This is a genomic window from Streptomyces sp. MGP-BFMKR1 (assembly GCF_057766585.1).
The window spans coordinates 6407201-6426032 of the sequence record NZ_CM173408.1 but is presented as its reverse complement, the minus strand read 5'-3'; the positions used below and the strand labels follow the sequence as shown (position 1 = coordinate 6426032).

At 70.2% G+C, this 18832-nt stretch carries 18 protein-coding genes; 10 read left to right on the top strand and 8 right to left on the bottom strand.

The genetic code is table 11. The annotated features are described in order from the left end of the window. Window position 1 precedes the first annotated feature (1 nt). The 3 genes from AC3CHW_RS25640 to AC3CHW_RS25630 form a co-directional block, all read right to left on the bottom strand. A complete protein-coding gene (locus AC3CHW_RS25640) occupies window positions 2-1000 on the bottom strand; it encodes an LLM class oxidoreductase (RefSeq protein WP_488468053.1) in 999 nt (332 codons plus the stop codon). 784 nt (window positions 1001-1784) lie between these two features. After that, on the bottom strand, window positions 1785-2684 hold the full coding sequence (locus AC3CHW_RS25635) for a LysR family transcriptional regulator (protein ID WP_398611983.1): 900 nt from the start codon (window positions 2682-2684) through the stop codon (window positions 1785-1787). Window positions 2685-3043: 359 nt separating this feature from the next. Further along, a complete protein-coding gene (locus AC3CHW_RS25630; protein ID WP_398611984.1) occupies window positions 3044-3487 on the bottom strand; it encodes an Lrp/AsnC family transcriptional regulator in 444 nt (147 codons plus the stop codon). Window positions 3488-4001: 514 nt separating this feature from the next. Here AC3CHW_RS25630 and AC3CHW_RS25625 point away from each other — a divergent pair. From AC3CHW_RS25625 to ectB, 8 genes are all read left to right on the top strand, one after another. Continuing rightward, window positions 4002-5342, top strand: coding sequence for a SidA/IucD/PvdA family monooxygenase (locus AC3CHW_RS25625; RefSeq protein ID WP_176161446.1), 1341 nt, complete (start codon window positions 4002-4004; stop codon window positions 5340-5342). A gap of 38 nt (window positions 5343-5380) precedes the next feature. Beyond that, window positions 5381-6709, top strand: a complete 1329-nt coding sequence (locus tag AC3CHW_RS25620) for a SidA/IucD/PvdA family monooxygenase (RefSeq protein ID WP_488468052.1) — start codon at window positions 5381-5383, stop codon at window positions 6707-6709. Window positions 6710-6747: 38 nt separating this feature from the next. Continuing rightward, a complete protein-coding gene (locus AC3CHW_RS25615) occupies window positions 6748-7164 on the top strand; it encodes a cupin domain-containing protein (protein WP_176161448.1) in 417 nt (138 codons plus the stop codon). After that, window positions 7161-8363, top strand: coding sequence for an NAD(P)/FAD-dependent oxidoreductase (locus AC3CHW_RS25610; protein ID WP_488468051.1), 1203 nt, complete (start codon window positions 7161-7163; stop codon window positions 8361-8363). Before AC3CHW_RS25615 ends, AC3CHW_RS25610 begins: the two co-directional genes overlap by 4 nt. A gap of 13 nt (window positions 8364-8376) precedes the next feature. Beyond that, the gene (gene epsC, locus AC3CHW_RS25605; RefSeq protein ID WP_470504762.1) at window positions 8377-8946 is read left to right on the top strand and encodes a serine O-acetyltransferase EpsC; all 570 of its coding nucleotides are present in this window, start codon (window positions 8377-8379) and stop codon (window positions 8944-8946) included. Beyond that, the gene (locus AC3CHW_RS25600; RefSeq protein ID WP_488468050.1) at window positions 8943-10598 is read left to right on the top strand and encodes a methionine--tRNA ligase; all 1656 of its coding nucleotides are present in this window, start codon (window positions 8943-8945) and stop codon (window positions 10596-10598) included. Before epsC ends, AC3CHW_RS25600 begins: the two co-directional genes overlap by 4 nt. A 95-nt stretch (window positions 10599-10693) precedes the next feature. After that, on the top strand, window positions 10694-11581 hold the full coding sequence (locus AC3CHW_RS25595; protein ID WP_488468049.1) for a hypothetical protein: 888 nt from the start codon (window positions 10694-10696) through the stop codon (window positions 11579-11581). Between the two features lie 226 nt (window positions 11582-11807). Then, window positions 11808-13076 (top strand): diaminobutyrate--2-oxoglutarate transaminase, encoded by a 1269-nt coding sequence (gene ectB / locus AC3CHW_RS25590; RefSeq protein WP_187064292.1) that lies wholly within the window; start codon window positions 11808-11810, stop codon window positions 13074-13076. A gap of 174 nt (window positions 13077-13250) precedes the next feature. Here the strand turns inward: ectB and AC3CHW_RS25585 are convergent, their stop codons facing one another. From AC3CHW_RS25585 to AC3CHW_RS25575, 3 genes are read right to left on the bottom strand one after another with little or no spacing between them, the layout of a single operon-like run. Further along, window positions 13251-14390 (bottom strand): serine hydrolase domain-containing protein, encoded by a 1140-nt coding sequence (locus tag AC3CHW_RS25585; protein ID WP_488468048.1) that lies wholly within the window; start codon window positions 14388-14390, stop codon window positions 13251-13253. Continuing rightward, window positions 14383-14904: a flavin reductase family protein gene (locus AC3CHW_RS25580; RefSeq protein WP_488468047.1), complete on the bottom strand. Its 522-nt coding sequence runs from the start codon at window positions 14902-14904 to the stop codon at window positions 14383-14385. Before AC3CHW_RS25580 ends, AC3CHW_RS25585 begins: the two co-directional genes overlap by 8 nt. Window positions 14905-14933: 29 nt before the next feature. Beyond that, window positions 14934-15941: an LLM class oxidoreductase gene (locus AC3CHW_RS25575; RefSeq protein ID WP_176161456.1), complete on the bottom strand. Its 1008-nt coding sequence runs from the start codon at window positions 15939-15941 to the stop codon at window positions 14934-14936. Between the two features lie 87 nt (window positions 15942-16028). Here AC3CHW_RS25575 and AC3CHW_RS25570 point away from each other — a divergent pair, with 87 nt between their 5' ends. Together AC3CHW_RS25570 and AC3CHW_RS25565 are read left to right on the top strand one after the other, a co-directional pair. Next, the gene (locus tag AC3CHW_RS25570; RefSeq protein WP_488468046.1) at window positions 16029-16634 is read left to right on the top strand and encodes a TetR/AcrR family transcriptional regulator; all 606 of its coding nucleotides are present in this window, start codon (window positions 16029-16031) and stop codon (window positions 16632-16634) included. Window positions 16635-17112: 478 nt separating this feature from the next. Further along, window positions 17113-17658: a hypothetical protein gene (locus tag AC3CHW_RS25565; protein ID WP_488471165.1), complete on the top strand. Its 546-nt coding sequence runs from the start codon at window positions 17113-17115 to the stop codon at window positions 17656-17658. Window positions 17659-17766: 108 nt separating this feature from the next. On the opposite strand, the gene AC3CHW_RS25560 is transcribed toward AC3CHW_RS25565, so the two are convergent. Then, window positions 17767-18375 carry a histidine phosphatase family protein gene (locus tag AC3CHW_RS25560; RefSeq protein ID WP_488468045.1) on the bottom strand — a complete coding sequence of 203 codons (609 nt, stop codon included), beginning with the start codon at window positions 18373-18375 and terminating at the stop codon, window positions 17767-17769. Then, window positions 18368-18751, bottom strand: a complete 384-nt coding sequence (trxA, locus tag AC3CHW_RS25555; protein ID WP_176161459.1) for a thioredoxin — start codon at window positions 18749-18751, stop codon at window positions 18368-18370. Before trxA ends, AC3CHW_RS25560 begins: the two co-directional genes overlap by 8 nt. Window positions 18752-18832: the final 81 nt, after the last annotated feature.

Here is an 18832-nt window from a genome sequence, read left to right as displayed (position 1 = left end):
GCTACCACGTGGGCTCCTGCGGCGCCGGCCCGGCGAGCGCGGGGAAGTGCGGCACGACTTCCTCGGCCAGTTGGGCCACCACCTCCGCGGCCGGTCGCTGACCGTGCTGGACCCCCAGGGCCACGTGGTTGATGCCGGCGTCCTGCCAGCGCCCCAGCAGCTCCAGCAGGCCGTCGGTTCCCGTCCGCAGGATGAATCCGGCCCGCAGCGCCGTGCGCTCGTGTCGCCGGTCCTCGACCAGGTCAATCCACGCGTTCGTCGCCACCGGCTTGAACCGGCCACTCGGAATGAGTTTTCGCCATGCCGCCGCGTTATCTCCCAGGGCCCGCGGTCCGGCCGCGTTGACCATGGCCCCCGGGTACGTCAACCAGCCGTCGGCGTGCTCCGCGATCCACTCCGGGTCCTGCTGCGAAGAACCCGTCACCAACAACGGAACACGGCCACTGACCGGTTTCGGCAGTACGTCGACGCCGCCGCCCAGGCGGCCCAGCGGGGAGGCGACGGTGGGGCGTTCGGACTCCAGGACGGTCCGGAACATCTCCACCGCCCGCCGGTAACGCTCGCCCCGCGTGGGGAAGTCGATCCCGTAGGCCGGGAACTCGGCCGGCCGGTCGCCGGAGGCCGCGCCCAGGACCAGGCGACCGCCGGACAACTGGTCGATCGAGGCGGCCTGTTTGGCCAGGTCGATCGGGTGCCGCAGGGTGAAGACGACGCTCCCCGCGGCCAGCGACGCGTTGCTCGTGTGCGCGGCCAGCCAGGTCAGGTACGTCCAGGGGTCGAAGACCTGCCCGACGTCACCGAAGCTCGGATCGGACAGGGGGACGTCCCGTACCCAGATCGCCGCGAAGCCGGACCGGTCGGCCAGTTGGACCGCGTCGCCCTGCCCGACCATCCGCTTCATGTCACCGGTGTAGGGCCACAACGGCAGGAACAGGCCGACTGTCAGCTTGCCCGGGGTGAACATCCTGAGAAAGCCCGGATGCTCGTCCGTGAGGTCCATCCCGGATATACCTACTTCCCGCGTAGAAAGGTCGGCTCTCCGTGACGCTATCAGAAACTCCACGGCGTTGATCTGCGGGATCAGGTATAGCGAATCTGAATAGAGATATACCGGAAACGTATTTCACGTGGCCTCGAAGCGATTAGCTGAACGGGTTCCGCTTAGCGCCTCCATTGCCGCCGGGCTCCGGGCGACTCTGTGACGTAACTAACCCGTGACCCTGCGCAGCGCGCTGACCTGCTCCGGAACCGGAAGGACCTCATCCTTCCACGGTTCGAGGCGGCCTCGGGGCGCATCGCGGAACCGTTGCCCGTCCTTGACCGAACGCGCTGGCCAGGCCGGGTGCGGGCGGGCCGCGACGGGGTGCCGCGGCGGGGCCTCGCCCGGCGGGTTCGCCGGGCGCCAGCGCGAGGGGCGGTACGAGCCACCGAGCTGTCGTACGCGATCGCGCTTATGCCCCGCTTTCCCCCTTCCAAGGGTGGCGGGTGCGCCCGATGATGCGGGTGCGACCGTGCCGACCCATGCGTTTTGGCCATGTAAGTGGCTGACGGGACGCAGGTGCCCACGAGCGGGCCGAGGGGGTGTTGCGGCTGGTCGTGTGGGCCGGGATGGTGTCAGGAGGGGCGGGAGGGTCTCGGCGGTCATGACGTTCGACGCGGGTTCACGCTGTGGGGAGCGGCGAGCGTCGCAGGTCACGCCGGATCCGTCGCCGGGAAGCGAAGGGCGTGGAGGGGGCGGAGGGTGGACACATCACGCGCGCTGTACAGGCAACGATGTCCGGGGGTTACGTACTGCCCGACTGCTGCTCGATGGCCTCTTTCGCGACGGCGATGAACTGCCGCAGGGGCGGCGAGAGGCTGTCCGCGCGCCAGGCCAGGGCGATGGTGGACATGGGAGCGTCGCGGATGCTGACGAACACCAGGTCAGGCCGATTATAGAAGCGGCACGCGCCCTCGGTGGTGATACTGACCCCGTGACCGGCCGCCGCGGCTTGCAGCTCGCTTTCGAAAGAAGCGGCTTCGACACCCACGACTTCCGGAGCGCCACCTCGCTGATCGTTGAACATCCAAAAATCTCGCCACGCCCCATTTCCTGGCGGCGCGATGAGTGGTTCTTTGAGCAACTGGGCAACACTGACCTCGACGCTGTGCGCGAGCGGGTGATCGACCGGCATGGCGGCAACCAGTCGTTCCTCAGTGAAGACCAAGTGATCCAAACCCGAGGTCTGATGCGGGAGGCGAAGGAAGGCAACGTCTGTCGCACGATCCGCCAGCCCCGCCGATGTGTCATTAAAGTCAAACTCACGCACCTCGACCTTGACATCGGGGAAGCGCTTGCGGAACATCTGTAGCACGAGCGGAGTGAATTCAAGGGCCGCGGCAACCAGGAAGCCCACCTTGAGACGACCGCTCTTGCCTTCGGCCGCGAGCTGCGCCGCGCCGATTGCCTCGTCGAACGCCGCGACCGCAACGCGGGCGTTCACGAGGAACTCCGCCCCGGCGGCACTCAGAGTGACGCCGTGCGGATGTCGGATCAGGAGTTGTAACCCAAGTTCCCGCTCCAACTGGCGGATCTGCCGGGAGAGCGATGGTTGGGCGACTTTGAGCCGGCCTGACGCCCGGGTGAAGTTGCCTTCCTCAGCGACGCCTATGAAGTAGCGGAATTGCCGTAGATCAACCGTCATGAACGGTGAGTGTACGCTGCGCGTGCGCTTTGTGATCGCTATCGACGGCACCAACCGAGCCCGGCCGCGCTCGATTTGGCCAACCCTATTTCCACGCTTATCAATGAATTGTGGGCCGAACGCGTCATACGCCGGCCCGGCCCCCATATACCCGCTGTGACCAGCGCTTCCTCACCGATCTCGCAGTCTTGACATAGTCACCTCAAGCGCGAATCGACGCGGCGCCAGGCCGCGGCCGAGCTGCCCGCGGATGGATCGCCCGGGAGCGATGTCGTATCGCTCCCAGGGCTTCAAACGTCTCCATGCGGCGATCTCGCCCTCATCGAAAGCGAGCGTTCGCCTCGGCACCGGGTGTGATATCACTCATGTCCCGCGAGTAGCCCCCGGTTGCCCTTGACTACCTTCATGGTTAAGTGCGTCGTCACTTGCGCCACTCCGGGCAACCGGCACAGGGTTTCGGCGTAGAACCGCTCATAGGCCGTGACGTCCGCCACCGCGATACGCAGCAGGTAGTCCGGGTCACCAAAGAGCCGGTGCGCTTCCAGTACCTGGGGTAGGGCCGCCACCTTGGCCTCAAATTCGGTCATAAGATGCCAATCCCCTTGTTTCAGCGCCACCGTGGCGAAGGGCTGGAATCCCGAGTCCAGGAAACTGCCATCCAGATCCGCTCGGTAACCGCGTATGACCCCAATTCTTTCCAGGTTCCTGACGCGCCGGAGGCACGGCGTCGGGGTCAATCCCACCTTGGCAGCAAGATCAGCATTGGTTAACCGACCGTCCCGTTCAAGCTCATGGAGGATCATGCGATCAATTCTGTCCATGGTGGTTGATCATGCTACAACCCATGCGCAAAAAACAAGGACTTAGCGTCAGTTGCTAGCGACCTTGGGGTACAGTAATTCCAGCGCCCAACAATGAAGGTCCCGTCGGCTGCCTTCTGACGGGCGTCAGCCTGTGATCGTCGCTATCGGTTACCAGTGAATCCCTTTGACTGCGGAGCTTCGCTGCCGCAAGAGTGGATAAGCGGAACTCTTGATTCTCGGTCAAATCCGGCATCGACGCGCCTCTCGAACCCGCCCCTCTCTACGGGTTTTCGAAGGCATCTGACGCCGGCCCGAGAGCCGCTACAGCGCCCCCTTCAGTACAGCCCGGAGAAGCCTTTGGGCTGCCCAGGAAAGTACCGACAGGTTGCGCTGCAACCTGTCTGCATGTCGCGCCAAAGCTGCATACGGTTTAACTCACCTGCAGGGCTTGTTCTCAATTCGCGACGCCCTCAGCGTTAGGCTTGAACTCAATGCGAGTAAGAGGAGAATTGTCATGTCTTTTCCTGCGCGTGTGCACGACGTTCTCGGTGTTGGCTTCGGCCCTGCCAACCTTGCCTTGGCAATCGCATTAGAGGAGAAGTATCCAAGCCTGGACATACGGTTTCTTGAGGCTCGCCCCACGCCCGACTGGCAGCCCGGCATGCTCCTCGACGGCTCCGACATCCAGAACCACCCGAGTCGCGATCTGGTGACGCTGCGGAACCCGCGCAGTCGTTACAGCTTCATCAACTACCTGCACGAGCAGGGGAGGTTGCTCAAGCACTTCAACCTCCCGATCGAGTTCCCGCTGCGCAAGGAGTACGCCGGCTACATCCGCTGGGCGGCGAGCTTCTTCTCGCACCAGGTGGACTGCGGTCAGTACGCCGTCGGCATCGACGTGGTGGAGAACGCCGGCGAGCGCGTCTGGGAGGTCACCACCGGTTCCGGCCGCAGGTACCTGAGCCGCTCCGTGGTCATGGCACCCGGTCGTACGCCCTATGTGCCCACCCCGTACGACGCCGCCGCCGCGGAGAGCAACCGCGTCTTCCACCTCACCCAGTACCTGCCGCGGCTCAAGGAACTCACCGCCGACGAACCGCCGAAGGCCGTCGCGGTGATCGGTGGCAGCCAGAGCGCCGTCGAGCTCGCGCTCGACCTGCACCGGCAATTCCCCGGAACCCGGGTGATGACCTATCCGCGCTCGTACTCGCTGCGGCTCAAGGACACCAGCCCGTTCAGTGAAGAGGGCTATTTCCCCGAGTTCACCGAGTACTACTTCAACGCCTCGCGGGAGAGCCGCCGCGCGTTGGACGCGTACATGCAGCCCACCAACTACTCGTCGGCCGACGGTGACGTGCTCAAGGAGCTGTACCTGGCCATCTACGAGCAGCAGCTCGACGGCGACCAGCGGCTGTTCGTGAAGGGCAACCTCCAGGCCACCTCCGTCGTGCCCAACGACAAGAGCGTGGTCATCGACTTCGAGGAGCTGCACACCGGCGAGCAGGTGCGCGACGAGGTCGACTTCGTGGTGTTGGCCACCGGTTTCCGCAACATGGGCCCGGGCCCGCACGAGGAGCTGTTCCCGCCGCTGCTGGCCCCCGTCGCGCAGCACCTCAAGAAGGAGCTGGACGGTCGCCTCGAGGTCAGCCGCGACTACGCGCTGGTCTCCAACGAGGACGAGAACGCGCTCCCGCCGCTGTTCCTCAACGGCCTGTGCGAGTCCAGCCACGGCATCGGCGACGCCGGCTCGTTCAGCCTGCTGTCGCTGCGTACCGGGACCCTCGCCGAGGGACTGGCCGCCCGGCTGGGCGAGAAGCTGGACGACCCCTCGGACTCTGTCCCGATCGCCCTCTGATCCACCGGACCGCGACCTTCGACGGGAGAAACCCCAACATGCACATCCACGACGTTGTGGTGGCCGGATTCGGCCCCTCTGGCATCTCGCTCGCCGCCGCTATCGAGGACCACGACGACGCCCATCAGGGAACCGGCCCCCTGGACGCGGTCTACCTGGAACGGAGCGCGACGTCGGCCTGGCAGCCCAACCAGGTCCTGCCGGGCACCGACATCCAGCACCACTTCCTGCGCGACCTCGCCACCCCGCGCGACCCCCGCTCCCGCTTCTCCTTCACCAACTTCCTCATGCAAAGCGGGCGTTTCTACCCGTTCACGCTGCTCGGCGGGTACGTGAGCCGCCTGGAGTGGTCGGAGTACGTGCAGTGGGCCGCGGCCCAGGTGCGCAGGCAGGCCGAGTACCACCGGGAGGTGCTGCGCGTCGAGCCCGTCGCCGACGCCGACGGCACCGTCCGCACCGCGCGGGTGATCAGCCGCGACCCCCGGGACGGCACCACCCACGAGCACCTGAGCCGCAACGTGGTGCTGGCCACCGGCCACGTCCCGTACGTGCCGGAGTCCTTCCAGAAGCACGTCGGCGAGCGCGTCTTCCACGCCAGCGAGTTCCTGCCCCGGATGACCGCGCTGCGCGAGAACCTGGGCCGGGCACCGCGCTTCGCGATCATCGGCGCCGGCCAGACCGCGGGCGAGATCATCCTGTACCTGGCGAACGCGCACCCCGACGCGCAGATCCACTCGCTGGTGCGGCACGGCGGCTTCAAGATGTACGAACTCGGCCACTTCAGCAACGAGGCGTACTTCCCCGCCGAGACGGACTACTTCTACGGCCTGGAGGGCGAGGCCCGGGAGCGGGCGCTCGCGCACGCCCGCGCCACCAACTACTCGGCCGTGGACCCCGACGTGTCCACCGCCCTCTACCAGGCGGCCTACCAGGACCGGTTGTCCGGCACCGACCGGCTGCACATGCACCGCCGCGTCGAGGTCACCGACCTCGCGGTCTCCGAGGGCGGGGTGCGGCTGACGACCTCCGAGGTGTACACGGAGGAGGCGGGCGCCATCGAGGCCGACGCGGTGATCCTGTGCACCGGGTACACGGAGCCGCAGTTCCCGACGGCGCTTGAGCCCTTCGCCCCCCACCTGTCGCGCGACGCCGACGGACTCCTCAACGTCACCCGCGCCTACCGCGCCGAGAACAGCGACCGCTGCACGGTCGGCATCTACCTCGACGGAATGACCGAGTGGCGGCACGGCATCGCCAGCGCGACGTCCTTCAGTCAGATGGCGACCAAGGCGGACACCGTCCACCGCGACCTGCGGGCCACCATCGCGCGCCAGCAGCAGGCCGCCTCCGCCGCCCTCGTCGTCTAGCACCGTCGGAACAGCACTGCTCAGGAGAGGAATCAATCGTGCACTTCTTCACCACACGCCCGGAAGACATGACCTTCGAGGAGAAGTTCAACGTCAGCGGCCGGCGCATCTTCCCGTGGGAGGAGGCGGTCCCGGAGACCCCGTTCTGGGGCGGCGCCTGGGTCGATGTGGCGCCCGGTGCGACCTCCACGCCGCACAACCACGACGAGTACGAGATGTTCTTCATCACCGAGGGCACCGGCGTGCTGCGCCTCGGCGACGAGGAGCGCCGGGTGAGCCCCGGTGACACGATCCTGATGACGCCGTTCAAGGACCACGCGCTGACCAACGACGGCGACACCCGACTGCGGTTCGTCACCATCTGGTGGGGCAGCGCGGAGGCCATCGCCGCCGAGCGCGCCAAGTGGGCGGCCGAGTTCGGCATCGAGGACGACGCCACCGGGCCGAGTCAGTGACCGCTACCCGGAGCGCGGACGCCGTCATCGTCGGCGGCGGCGTGATCGGGGCGGCCATCGCCTACCACCTCGCCCTCGCCGGCCTGGAGCGGGTCGTCGTGTGCGAGCAGAGCCGGATCGCCTCCCAGGGCGCGACGGCCCGCTCGGGCGGGCTGCTGCGCCTGCACCACACGACGGCCTGCGACACCCGGCTGACCGCGCTCAGCCTGCCCACCTTCGAGCAGTGGGACGAGGTCATCGGGGGCGACTGCGGGTACCGGCGCACCGGTTTCGCGATGCTGGTGGGCGAGGAGCACGTGGCGGCGCTGCGGGTGAACACCGCCGTGGCCGCCGAGGCGATGTCGTACGAGCGGGTCGAGGTCATCGACCCGGACCAGGCCGGGACCCTCTTTCCCGGCCTGGACCTGGCGGGCGTGGCCGCCGTGGCGTACGAGCCCTCCGGCGGTTACGCGGACCCGGCCGCCACGGCCACCTCGCTGATCTCGGCGGCGCGCCGGATCGGGGTCAGCGAGGCCGAGGGCACGCGGGTCGTCCGGGTGCTGGAGCGCGAGGGCGCGGTGACCGGGGTGGAGACCTCGGCGGGCCGCATCGAGGCGCCGTTGGTCGTGCTGACCAGCGGCGCCTGGGGGGCCGAGTCGGCCGCCCACCTCGGGGTCGAGGTCCCGGTGGTGCCCCGCCGGATCGGGCTGGCCCAGGTCGCGCTGCCCGGCGCCGGCCGCCGTGGCTCCGACAACCAGCTCCCGACCTGCATCGACGACACCATCGGCAGCTACTTCCGGCCCGGCGGCACGGACCGGTTCTTCTTCGGCGTGCAGAGCCACCCGGACGTGGACCTGGAACAGGGCGCCGCCCCGCTGACCGGTGACGAGGTGAACGCGGCGGTGGCGGCGGTCTCCCGCCGGGTGCCGGCCGTGACCAGCGCCCCGCTGGTCGGCACCCGCGCCGGCTACGACGGCTACACCCCGGACAAGCGACCCGTGATCGGCCCGGCCGGGCCCGACGGGCTGTACCTGGCCCTCGGTTTCAGCGGCGGCGGATTCAAGTTGGCGCCCGCCGTGGCCGAGTTGGCCGCACGAGAGATAAGCGAGGGCGAGGCCGTCATCGGCAAGGCCGGCGAGCCGCTGCTGGAGCCCTACCGACCGCAGCGTTTCGCGAACGGCAACCTGATCACGCCGGAGGCTCCGTATGCCCACATATAAGTCCGTGTTAGAGATGCTGCGCGAGGACCTCGCCACCGTTCGTGCCAAGGACCCGGCGGCGCGCAGCAACCGAGAGGTCCTGCTGTACCCGCACATCCACGCCCTGTGGACCTACCGGCTGGCCAACCGCCTGTGGAAGCGCGGCAACCGCACCCTGGCGCGCGCGCTGTCGCTGATGGCGCGGGCGGTCAGCGGGATCGAGATCCACCCGGGCGCGACGATCGGCCGGCGCTTCTTCATCGACCACGGCACCGGCGTGGTCATCGGGGAGACGGTCCGCATCGGCGACGATGTGATGCTCTACCACCAGGTCACCCTCGGCTCGGTGGGTTGGTGGAAGGACCTGAAGCGACCCGCCCGTTCGCGCCGCCACCCGGTGGTGGAGGACGGCGTGATCATCTGCACCGGGGCCAGCGTGCTCGGCCCGGTGTGCATCGGCGTGAACACCCGGATCGGCGCGCACGCCGTGATTCTGGACGATCTGCCGCCGGACGCCCGTATCGGGGCCGGCATCACGTACCCCCATGCGTCGGACGACGTCGTCTCCGCCCTCCGTATCGCGGAAGGAAGCAGCGTTTCGTGAACACCTACATCGTCACCAGCGCGCCGCCCAACCCCAACGGGGACCTGCACCTGGGTCACCTATCCGGTCCCTTCCTCGGCGCGGACGTGCTGAGCCGGCACCTGCGCCAGCGCGGCCACGAGGTGCGCTACGTCGGCTACTCGGACGAGCACTCCTGCTACGTGCCGCGCCGCGCCGCCGAGATCGGGTCCACTCCGCACGAGACCGCGTTGCTGTTCGGCAACCGGATGGAGGAGACCCTCTCGCTGGGCTCGATGCACCACGACTGGTTCACCCGTCCGCTGATGACGCCCAAGCACACCGAGATCGTCCAGAGCTTCTTCACCCGGCTCTGGGAGGCGGGCAAGCTCAAGGTCGTCGAGCTGCCGGTGTTCCACTGCCCTCGGTGCGAGCGCTACCTGTACGAGGCCGAGGTTCGCGGCGAGTGCCAGTTCTGCGCCGCGCCGTCGGACGGCATCTACTGCGAGGCGTGCGGCCTGGCCCAGGAGTCCGGCGCGCTGGGCGCCGCGAAGTGCACGGCCTGCTGGGAGACGCCGGAGCTGACCACGCTCCAGCGCATCGTCTTCCCGTTGGAGGAGTACCGCGAGCAGTTGCTCGCCTACTACGCGAAGAACGGCGGCCAGTGGCGGCCCCGGCTGCGCGCCTACCTTGACACGTTGTTCGAGAACGAGCTGCCGCTCACCCCGATCAGTCGGCAGGCCGACTACGGCATCCCGGTGCCGCTGGACGGCTGGGAGGGGCACATCCTGGACACCTGGTTCAGCGGCATCTGCGGCTACCTGGCCGGGACCGCCTGCCTGACCGAGGCCCAGGGGCAGCCGGGGCTGTGGCAGGAACAGTGGTCCGACCCGGATACGAAGATCGTCAATTTCCTCGGTTTCGACTGCTCCTTCTCGCACGCGGTGCTCTGGCCGGCACTACTGCTCGCGCACGGCGACTACACGCTGCCGAGCCAGGTGATCACCAACGAGTTCTACCGGTTGGAGGGCGACAAGTTCTCCACCAGCCGGGGACACGCGATCTGGGGCGGGGAGTTCCTGCACCAGGTCAACGCGGACGCGCTGCGCTTCCACCTGTGCCTGACCGGGCCGGAGCGGGAGCAGGGCAACTTCGCGATGAAGGAGCTCGTCAACTCGGTGGAGACGATCCTCGTCGACGGGTTGCAGCGGTGGGCGCAGACCGTGTTCTCGCTGCTGGCCGAGGACTTCGGTTCGACGGTGCCCGAGCACGACGGCCTGACCGAGCCGCTGACCATCTCGCTGCTGGAACTGCCCAAGGCCATCGCCGTCTCGCTGTCGGCCAACTCGTTCTCACCGCAGCGCGCCGCGGGTGAGCTGGCGGCCACCATCGACCGGGCCGTGAAGGACCTGCCGCGGCTGAACGAGGCGCGCGGCGCGGCCGAGGGTTCCGAGGAGGGGCAGCGGGCGTACGCCTCGCGCCTGGTGACGCACGTGGAGACGCTGGCGCTGGTGTCGGTGCTGGCCGCGCCGCTGATGCCGGGGTGGGCCCACCTGATCGCCAAGCACCTGGACATCCCGGTGGACGTGGCGACGCGGATGCCGAGCTGGCCCGAGCTGGCGGACCTGCTGCTGGTGCCCGCGGGCCGGCAGGTGAAGACCCCGCTGCCGGACGTCTTCCACAAGCTCGGGTGAGCTGGGCCGGCATGAGTGTCGTGCGCACCGCGTTCGGTAGCACGACCGCGGTCCTGGGAGCGGGAACACTGCTGGTACCCGCGGCACTGGCACCCGTGTCGAAGAGCGGATCGGCCTCGCTCGTCCTCGCCGGGGCGTTGTTGGCCTGGGCCCTGTGGGTCGGGGCCGCCGGCGGGACGCGCGGGCTGGGGGCGGCGGAGTTCGTGCGGGAGCGGGCCGGGCCGGGCGTGGCGTACGTCGTGCACGGCCTGTACTTCGGCGGCTTCGCCATCGGACAGGCCGTCGTGGTCGGTGCGGCCGGCGAGTTCGCCGGCTCCGGCCCGACGGCCTACGTCCTCGGGGTGGCCGTGCTGCTGCTGGCCGCGGTGCTGGCCTGGGCCGGGGTGACGCCGTCGCCCGCGGTACGCCATGCGCGGACGGTGGTGGTCCTGGTGCTGGCCGCGCTGTGGTGGCTCTCGCCCCGGTCGCTGTCGCTCGACACGGGCGACTCGTTCCCGGGCGGGGCGCTGCTGCTCGTCGTACCGCTGCTCTTCGCGTGGGTGGGGCTCGAGACGACGGTGCCGTCCCTGCGCTCCTCCCCCGCCGCCGGCACGCTGAGCGTCGTGTTGGGCCTCGCGGCGCCGGCCCTGCTGTACGTCGTGTTGCTGTCTCCCCGGGACGCCGCGCCGCCCGGGGGCCAGGCCGGTGAGACGGTCATCGGGTGGTTCGCCGCCCTCGTCCTCGCCTCCTACTGTCTGACCAACCTGCTTGCCGTGGGGGCCCGTTGGCGGCACCTGTGTCCCGAAGCCACCGGGGCGGGGGCGGCCCGGGGCCCCGAGCGGCGGGGGATCGCGGTGGCGGCCGTCATCGCGTTGGCCGCCCTCAGCCTGGCCGCCGCGCTCGACTGGAGCGTCGCCCTCCTGCTGCTCGGCCCTGGCACGGCCACGGCCTCCATCTACGCCCTGCTCGCCCTGTCGGCCGCCCGTCGGCCGCGCGGCGCCTAGGGGTGCCACCACCTGCCACACCACCGGGGGCGTGCGCGGACCACGTGCCGGTCCCCTTGCTGCACCACGGGTGGCGGCGCCGGTCGGACGACCGGGGCCGCCACCGAAGTCCCACCGTCGACAAGCCCCAGGGCCGCCTCCGCGACCGCGACCCACTGCACTGCGCAGCAGCCCGCACACCACACGGCTTCTCGATCCTTCCCCTTGTTCCCCCTCGGAGGATGCTGTGACCATCACGCCCCCTGACCTGAGCGTTTTCGAAACCCTGGAGTCGGAGGTGCGCAGCTACTGCCGGAGCTGGCCCACCGTGTTCGACCGGGCGCAGGGCAGCCGCATGTACGACGAGGACGGCCACACCTACCTGGACTTCTTCGCCGGGGCCGGATCGCTCAACTACGGCCACAACAACCCGGTCCTCAAGCGCGCGTTAATCGACTACATCGAACGCGACGGGATCACACACGGCCTGGACATGTCGACCACGGCCAAGCGGAGCTTCCTGGAGAAGTTCCAGAGCATCATCCTGCGCCCGCGCGACCTGCCGTACAAGGTGATGTTCCCGGGCCCGACCGGCACCAACGCGGTGGAGTCCGCGCTGAAGCTGGCCCGCAAGGTCAAGGGCCGCGAGTCGATCGTCTCCTTCACCAACGCCTTCCACGGCATGTCGCTCGGCTCGCTGGCCGTCACCGGCAACTCCTTCAAGCGCGCGGGCGCCGGGGTGCCGTTGGTGCACGGCACGCCGATGCCGTTCGACAACTACCTCCAGGGCCGTACCCCGGACTTCCTGTGGTTCGAGCGGCTGCTGGAGGACTCGGGCTCCGGGTTCAACTACCCGGCGGCCGTGATCGTGGAGACGGTGCAGGGCGAGGGCGGCATCAACGTCGCCCGCGCGCAGTGGCTGCGCGAGCTGGCCGACCTGTGCAAGCGCCGCGACATGCTGCTCATCGTCGACGACATCCAGATGGGCTGCGGACGCACCGGCGCCTTCTTCTCCTTCGAAGAGGCCGGCATCATCCCGGACATCGTGACGGTCTCGAAGTCCATCAGCGGCTACGGCCTGCCCATGGCCCTGACCCTCTTCAAGCCCGAACTCGACATCTGGGAGCCCGGCGAGCACAACGGCACCTTCCGCGGCAACAACCCCGCCTTCGTCACCGCCGCCGCCACCCTCGACACCTACTGGGCCGACGGCCAGATGGAGAAGCAGACCCTGGCCCGCGGCGAGGTCGTGGAGACCAGCCTGCTGGCCATGGCCGACGAGCACCGGCGCTCCATCGTCAGCGTCCGGGGCCGTGGCCTGGTGTGGGGCGTGGAGTTCGCCGACAAGGAGCGGGCCACCAAGGTGTGCGCCCGCGCCTTCGAGCTGGGGCTGATCGTGGAGACCTCGGGGCCGCAGAGCGAGGTCGTCAAGCTGCTGCCGGCGCTGACCATCTCGACCGAGCAACTGGACGAGGGCCTGCGCATCCTGGCCCGCGCCATCCGGGAGACCGCCTGATCCGGCCACGGGCCGCGCGGCCACGGCCGCCGCGACCCACCCGCCCGGTCGGCGCGGCGGCCGGGCGGGGGCGTGCGTACTGGTCGCCGCACCGGCGGCCGGCACGCACGCCCCACCCCACAGAGCCTGGCCCCGTGACCGTCGGCCCAGCCGTCGGTTGCGGGGCCGCGTGCCTCAGGCGGCGTGCCGCGCCACCGCGCGCAGGAACGCCACCGTCTCCATCTCGCGGTTGCTCTGCTCACCGGTCGTGGTGCCGTACCGCCGGTTGGCGGACAGCTTCACGATGGTGGCCCGGTGGGCGGGGGCGACGTAGAGGAACTGGTTGTACACGCCGATCGCGCTGAACTCGCCCTGGTCGCCCTCGGGGAGCCACCACTGGTAGCCGTAGCCGACGTCGACGGCGTGGTCGGCGATGATCGGGCCGCCGGGCGCCAGGTGGTCGGCGGCGACCGTGACCGAGTCCCGCACCCACTGCTCGGGCACGATCCGCCGCCCCTGCCACACGCCGCCGTTGCGGTACAGCTCGCCGAACCTGGCGTAGTCGCGCGCGGTCAGGTTGAGCCCGGCGTAGGCCAGCTCGGTCCCCGCGGGGTCCACCAGCCAGTAGCCGGGCGCCTCCGTGCCCAGCGGCTCGCACAGCTTCTCCTGCGTGTACGCGGTGAGCGAGCGACCGGTGGCCCGGGCCAGGAGGGTGCCGAGCAACTGGGTCTCGGCCGAGTTGTAGCGGCACACGGTGCCGGGTTCACTCTCGCGCTCCAGGCCCTCGGCGAAGCCCTCCAGGGTGGCGCCGGTGAGCCGGTTGAAGTCCGAGGACGGGTCGCTGTAGTCCTCGTTCCACCGGGCGCCGGAGGACATCTGGAGCACGTCCCTGATCGACACCCCGTCGTACGCGGAGCCCGCCGGCACCGGCACGTAGGAGCTGATCGGGTCGTCGACCCCGGCTATGTGCCCGTCCGCGACGGCGATCCCGACGAGCGCGGAGACGTAGCTCTTGGCTATCGACATCGACAGCCACTGCGCGTCCACGCCGCCGGTGAGGGTGTAGCGCTCGTACCTGATCGCGCCGTCCACCAGCACCAGCAGCGCCGCGGTGTCGGTGTCCGTCAGGAACTCCTCGCACGACAGCTCGGTGCCGTCGAACGCGAAGGTCTCCGGCAAACTGAGCGACTCGCCGTGCGGCCAGGTGTACGGCCGGGCGGCGGGGGTCAACTCGCTCGTGGGCAGGAGCCTTTGCAGGCGGCTGAAGCGCTCGTGCTGCGGCGCGCCGGTGAAGAGGTCGAGTTCGCCCAGCGTTTTCCGTTGGGGCTCAGGCATCTTTTTCCTCGTGCTGGAGAGGTGACCCGGTCACGGTCCGGAAGCCGCCCCGGGTGAAGACGAGCGGGGCGGCGTCGGGCCGGTGGATGTACGAGCCGGCGACGGCGCCGACCATCAGGCTGTGGTCCGCCACCGGGATGCGCTGCTCGAGGCGGCACTCCAGGACGGCCACGCTCGCGGCGAGCACCGGGTCACCCGTCTCGGGCGACGGCCGCCACGCGACCCGGTCGAAGGGGTCCTCCCGCGGGTTGGAGCGCGCGAAGAGCACCGCGAGTTCCTCCTGGTCGGTGGCCAGGAAGTTGATCGCGAAGCTCGACGCGTTCCGCAGGATCGCGTACGTGTTCGTCTCGTGGTTGACCGCGGCCAGCGCCGTGGGCGGGTGCAGCGACAGGGACATCACCGCGTTCGCCGTCATGCCGTGTGGTCCCGCGGGGCCGATGGTGGTCAGCACGGTGACGCCGGTGGGGAAGTGCCGCATCACGGCACGGAACTCCTCGGCGTCAGCGCCTCGCACCCCGGGCGCGGTACGCGTGACGGACTCGGTCACCACGTCGGCTGGTGCGGCGCGGGCCCGGCCAGGGCGGGGAAGTGCGGGACGACCTCCTCGGCCAGTTGGGCCACGGCCTCGGCGGCCGGCCGGCGGCCGTGCTGCACGCCGAGCGCGGCGTGGTTGACGCCGGCGTCCTGCCAGCGCTGGAGCAGCTCGATGAGGCCGTCGGAGCCGGTGCGCAGGACGAACCCGCCGCGCAGCGGAGTCGGCTTGTACTTCCGGTCCTCGACCAGGTCGATCCACTCGTTGGTGGCCACCGGCTTGAACTGGCCGCCGGGGATGAGCTCGCGCCACGCGGCGGCCTTCTGGCCCAGCGCCTTCGGGCCGGCCGGGGTGGCCGTGGCGCCCGGGTAGACCAGCCAGCCGTCGGCGTTCTCCGCGATCCACTGCGGCTTCTGCTGCGAGGAGCCCGTGACGAGCAGCGGGATGCGCCCGGCCACCGGCTTCGGGAGCACGTCCACGCCGCCACCGAAACGGCCCAGGCTGGAGCTGATGGAGGGGTTCTTGGCCTCGGTCAGCTCGCGGAACCAGGTCACGGCGTCGCGGTAGCGCTCGCCGCGCGTCGCGTGGTCGATGCCGTACGCGGGGAACTCGGAGGCGCGGTCGCCGGAGGCGGCGCCCAGCACGACGCGCCCGCCGCTGAGGTGGTCGATCGAGGCGGCCTGCTTGGCCAGGTCGATGGGGTGGCGCAGGGTGAAGATGGCGCTGCCGGCGGCCAGCGAGACCCGCTTGGTGTGCGCGGCCAGCCAGGCGAGGTAGGTCCACGGGTCGAAGACCTGGCCGGCGTCGCCGAACCCGGGGTCGAACAGCGGCACGTCGCGCACCCACACGGCCGAGAACTCCGCCTCGTCGGCGCGCTTGATGGCCTCCGCCTGGCCGGCCATGGCCTTCATGTCACCCGCGTACTGCCACAGCGGCAGGAAGAGACCGACCGTCAGCTTCCCCTCGCCGAACATACGCGCGAAACCGGGGTGCGCATCACGTACGAACGCGTCACTCATGACATCAGCCTTCCCTAGATGGATCGATCGCTCTAGTCCGTACGATAGCAGAGTAGATCGATCGATCCATCCGGTAGCCTGAGTGGCATGAACGCCACGGAACGGACGACTGCTCAGCCAGAAGCGCGCAGTGACACCCGGACCCGGCTCGTGGTGGCGACGGCGACGCTGCTGCAACGCCAGGGGTACGAGGGCACCAGCGTCAAGCAGATCCTGCGGGAGGCGGAGGCCACCTACGGCTCCCTCTACCACTTCTTCCCGGCCGGCAAGGAGGAGCTCGCCGCCGAGGCGCTGCGCTTCGGCGCCGCCGACTTCACCGACCTGCTGCGCCGGGGGCTCTCCAGCGCCGACGAGCCCGCCGAGGCCGTCGCGAACTGCGCGCACCTGCTGGCCGACACGCTCCGCGAGTCCAACTGGACCGACGGCTGCCCCGTCGCGGCCACCGCGCTGGAGATCATCGGCCGCTCCCCCGTCATCCAGCGCACCTCCGACGAGGCGCTGCGCCAGTGGCGCGAACTGATCGCCTCCAAGCTCAAGGACGGCGCGATCCCCGAGATCAAGGCCACGGCCCTGGCCTGCACGATCCTCTCCACCCTCGAAGGCGCCGAGCTGCTGAGCCGCGTCTCCAGCGACGACGAGCCGCTGCACCTCGCGGCCGAACACCTGGCCCAGCTCGTCCGCGCCAGCGCCTGACGGCTCCCCACCGGTCGACCGCCCGGCCACCGGCCACCTGGCCACTGCCGCGCCAACTCCGTTGTACGGGGCGTGCGTTGACCCTCGTAGAGCACTCCTGACGTCTTCCGAGGGCCGCCGAGCGCGCCGGCGTACGTCACGCGCACGAGGCGGTGGGGCCCGGCCCCCCGCGTTCTGCCGGGTGCGTCACGATGGGGGCATGAGCCCCGCCGCCGTCTCGCCCGACCCCGATCGTCCAGCACCCCCCGCGCGTCCAGCGGGCCCCGGCCGGCCGCCGGGCCCGCCGGGCGCGGGCGCCGACCCCGCAGAGCCCGGTGCCGCCGGGCCCGAGGACGTGGAGCGGGGTACGGCCGGGGAGGATGCCGGCGACAAGGATGGAGAGGAAGCGGCCGGGAGGTCATTGCTCGCTGGTTCCGGTGCGCAGGGGCTCGGGCCGGCCTTCGGGCCGCTGCACTTCCAGCTCGTGCTGCTCCGACGGATGGCCGACCACCAGGGGGAACTGGTCGCGGAGGCGCTGCGGGAGTTGCGAGTGAGCCGGGCCGACCTGCGCGAGGCGAACCGCCGCTGGCAGGCCATGGTGCGCTCGCCGCGACAGCAGGGGGCCGTGCGGCGCTACCGGTCGGTGCTGGGGCCGCCCCAGGCGGTGGGCCGGCGCCGGATCGGGGATCTGACCTGCGAGGCGCTGAGCTGGCCGGTGCCGCTGTGGCCCACGCTGCGCTTCGAGGTACTGGCCGGCCCGGGCGGGGCGGTCTGGAACGAGTGGCTGGTCCGCGCCCCGGGGGCGGCGGGCCCCACCCTGCGCACCGCCGCCGACCTGGCGCCCTGGTCGTGCACGGTGGACGAGGTGGCGCGGGCCTTCGCCCCGGCCCGGCCCCTGGAGGGAACGGCTCCGACCCGCTGGCGGCTGGCCTTCACGGCCCTCGCGGGGCCCGCCGAACCGGGCGGCGACGGCGACCCGACGCCGGAGCCGTACGTCGCGGAGTTCACCTGGGGGCTGCTCCAGCGGGTGACCAGGGCCGGATGAGGGGCCCCCGGGGCCGCGTGCCGCGAGTGGGGCCGTCCGTGGCGCGTGCTGGTGGCGAGGGGGTTCGGTGGCGCGCGGGGCGCGGTCAGGCGCTCGTGGGCGGTGGCGCTATCCGGCGGGGACGTTCCATCCGGTGACCGCGGGGCGGCCGTGCTCGGTGCCGATGCGGCTCACGGTGGCCGTGTCCAGTCGGAACAGCGCGCCCGCCGCCACCGGCAGGCCCAGCCGACGGGCCGCGACGGCCCGCAGGATGTGCCCGTGCCCGAAGAGCAGCACGTCACCGGCGTCCTCGGCGTCCGCGTCCAGCAGCGGGGCGAGCCCGGCGAGCAGCCGGTCGACCCGGGCGCCCACCTGCTGGGGGCTCTCCCCCGGGCGCTCGGGTGACTCCTGTGGGGCGCCGTCGGCCCACAGGTCCCAGTCGGGGCGGGTGCGGTGGATGTCGGGCGTGGTCCGGCCCTCGTACGCGCCGTAGGCCCATTCGGTCAGGTCGCTCTCGACCTCGGCACGGTCGAGCAGACCGGCCAACCGGGCCGTCTCCCGCGCCCGCGTCCGCGGGCTGACCAGGACCCTCGCGAGGGTCCTGGTCGCCAGCAGCGGACGGAGGGCGCGCGCCTGCTCCGCGCCCCGCTCCGTGAGCGGCAGCTCAGTCCAGCTCGTGTGCTGGCCCGAACGGCTCCAGTCCGTCTCGCCGTGCCGCACCAGCAGCAGTTCAGTCACTCGCACCCTGCTGCTTGGCCGCCGCGTCGGCGACCGAGGCGCGCACCTCGTCCATGTTCAGCGCGCGCGCCTGGCCGATGACGTCCTCCAACGCGGTGGCCGGCAGCGCGCCCGGCTGGGCGAAGACCGCGATGTTGTCCCGGACGATCATCAGCGTCGGGATGGACTGGATCTCGAAGGCCGCCGCCAACTCCGGCTGCGCCTCGGTGTTGACCTTGGCGAAGACCAGGTCGTCGTGGCGCTCGGACGCGCTCTCGAAGACTGGGGAGAACGTGCGGCACGGGCCGCACCAGGAAGCCCAGAAGTCGATCAGGACGAATTCACTCCCGGAAACGATCTCGTCAAAGTTGTCCTTGGTGAGTTCCACCGTGCTCATGTGCGGCTCCCTGCTTTCCGTCTCGGCGGTGGTTCCGGCAACCCTAACGGTCCCTGCACGCGCGCTATTCCCGCGAGCGCC

What these genes read in the sequence shown, in the direction of transcription:
- AC3CHW_RS25640 (WP_488468053.1), bottom strand. Translation starts at nt 1,000, where the DNA reads ATGGACCTCACGGACGAGCATCCGGGCTTTCTCAGGATGTTCACCCCG.
- AC3CHW_RS25570 (WP_488468046.1), top strand. Translation starts at nt 16,029, where the DNA reads ATGAACGCCACGGAACGGACGACTGCTCAGCCAGAAGCGCGCAGTGAC.
- epsC (WP_470504762.1), top strand. Translation starts at nt 8,377, where the DNA reads ATGCTGCGCGAGGACCTCGCCACCGTTCGTGCCAAGGACCCGGCGGCG.
- AC3CHW_RS25625 (WP_176161446.1), top strand. Translation starts at nt 4,002, where the DNA reads ATGTCTTTTCCTGCGCGTGTGCACGACGTTCTCGGTGTTGGCTTCGGC.
- AC3CHW_RS25565 (WP_488471165.1), top strand. Translation starts at nt 17,113, where the DNA reads ATGGCCGACCACCAGGGGGAACTGGTCGCGGAGGCGCTGCGGGAGTTG.
- AC3CHW_RS25630 (WP_398611984.1), bottom strand. Translation starts at nt 3,487, where the DNA reads ATGATCCTCCATGAGCTTGAACGGGACGGTCGGTTAACCAATGCTGAT.
- trxA (WP_176161459.1), bottom strand. Translation starts at nt 18,751, where the DNA reads ATGAGCACGGTGGAACTCACCAAGGACAACTTTGACGAGATCGTTTCC.
- AC3CHW_RS25635 (WP_398611983.1), bottom strand. Translation starts at nt 2,684, where the DNA reads ATGACGGTTGATCTACGGCAATTCCGCTACTTCATAGGCGTCGCTGAG.
- AC3CHW_RS25620 (WP_488468052.1), top strand. Translation starts at nt 5,381, where the DNA reads ATGCACATCCACGACGTTGTGGTGGCCGGATTCGGCCCCTCTGGCATC.
- AC3CHW_RS25575 (WP_176161456.1), bottom strand. Translation starts at nt 15,941, where the DNA reads ATGAGTGACGCGTTCGTACGTGATGCGCACCCCGGTTTCGCGCGTATG.
- AC3CHW_RS25585 (WP_488468048.1), bottom strand. Translation starts at nt 14,390, where the DNA reads ATGCCTGAGCCCCAACGGAAAACGCTGGGCGAACTCGACCTCTTCACC.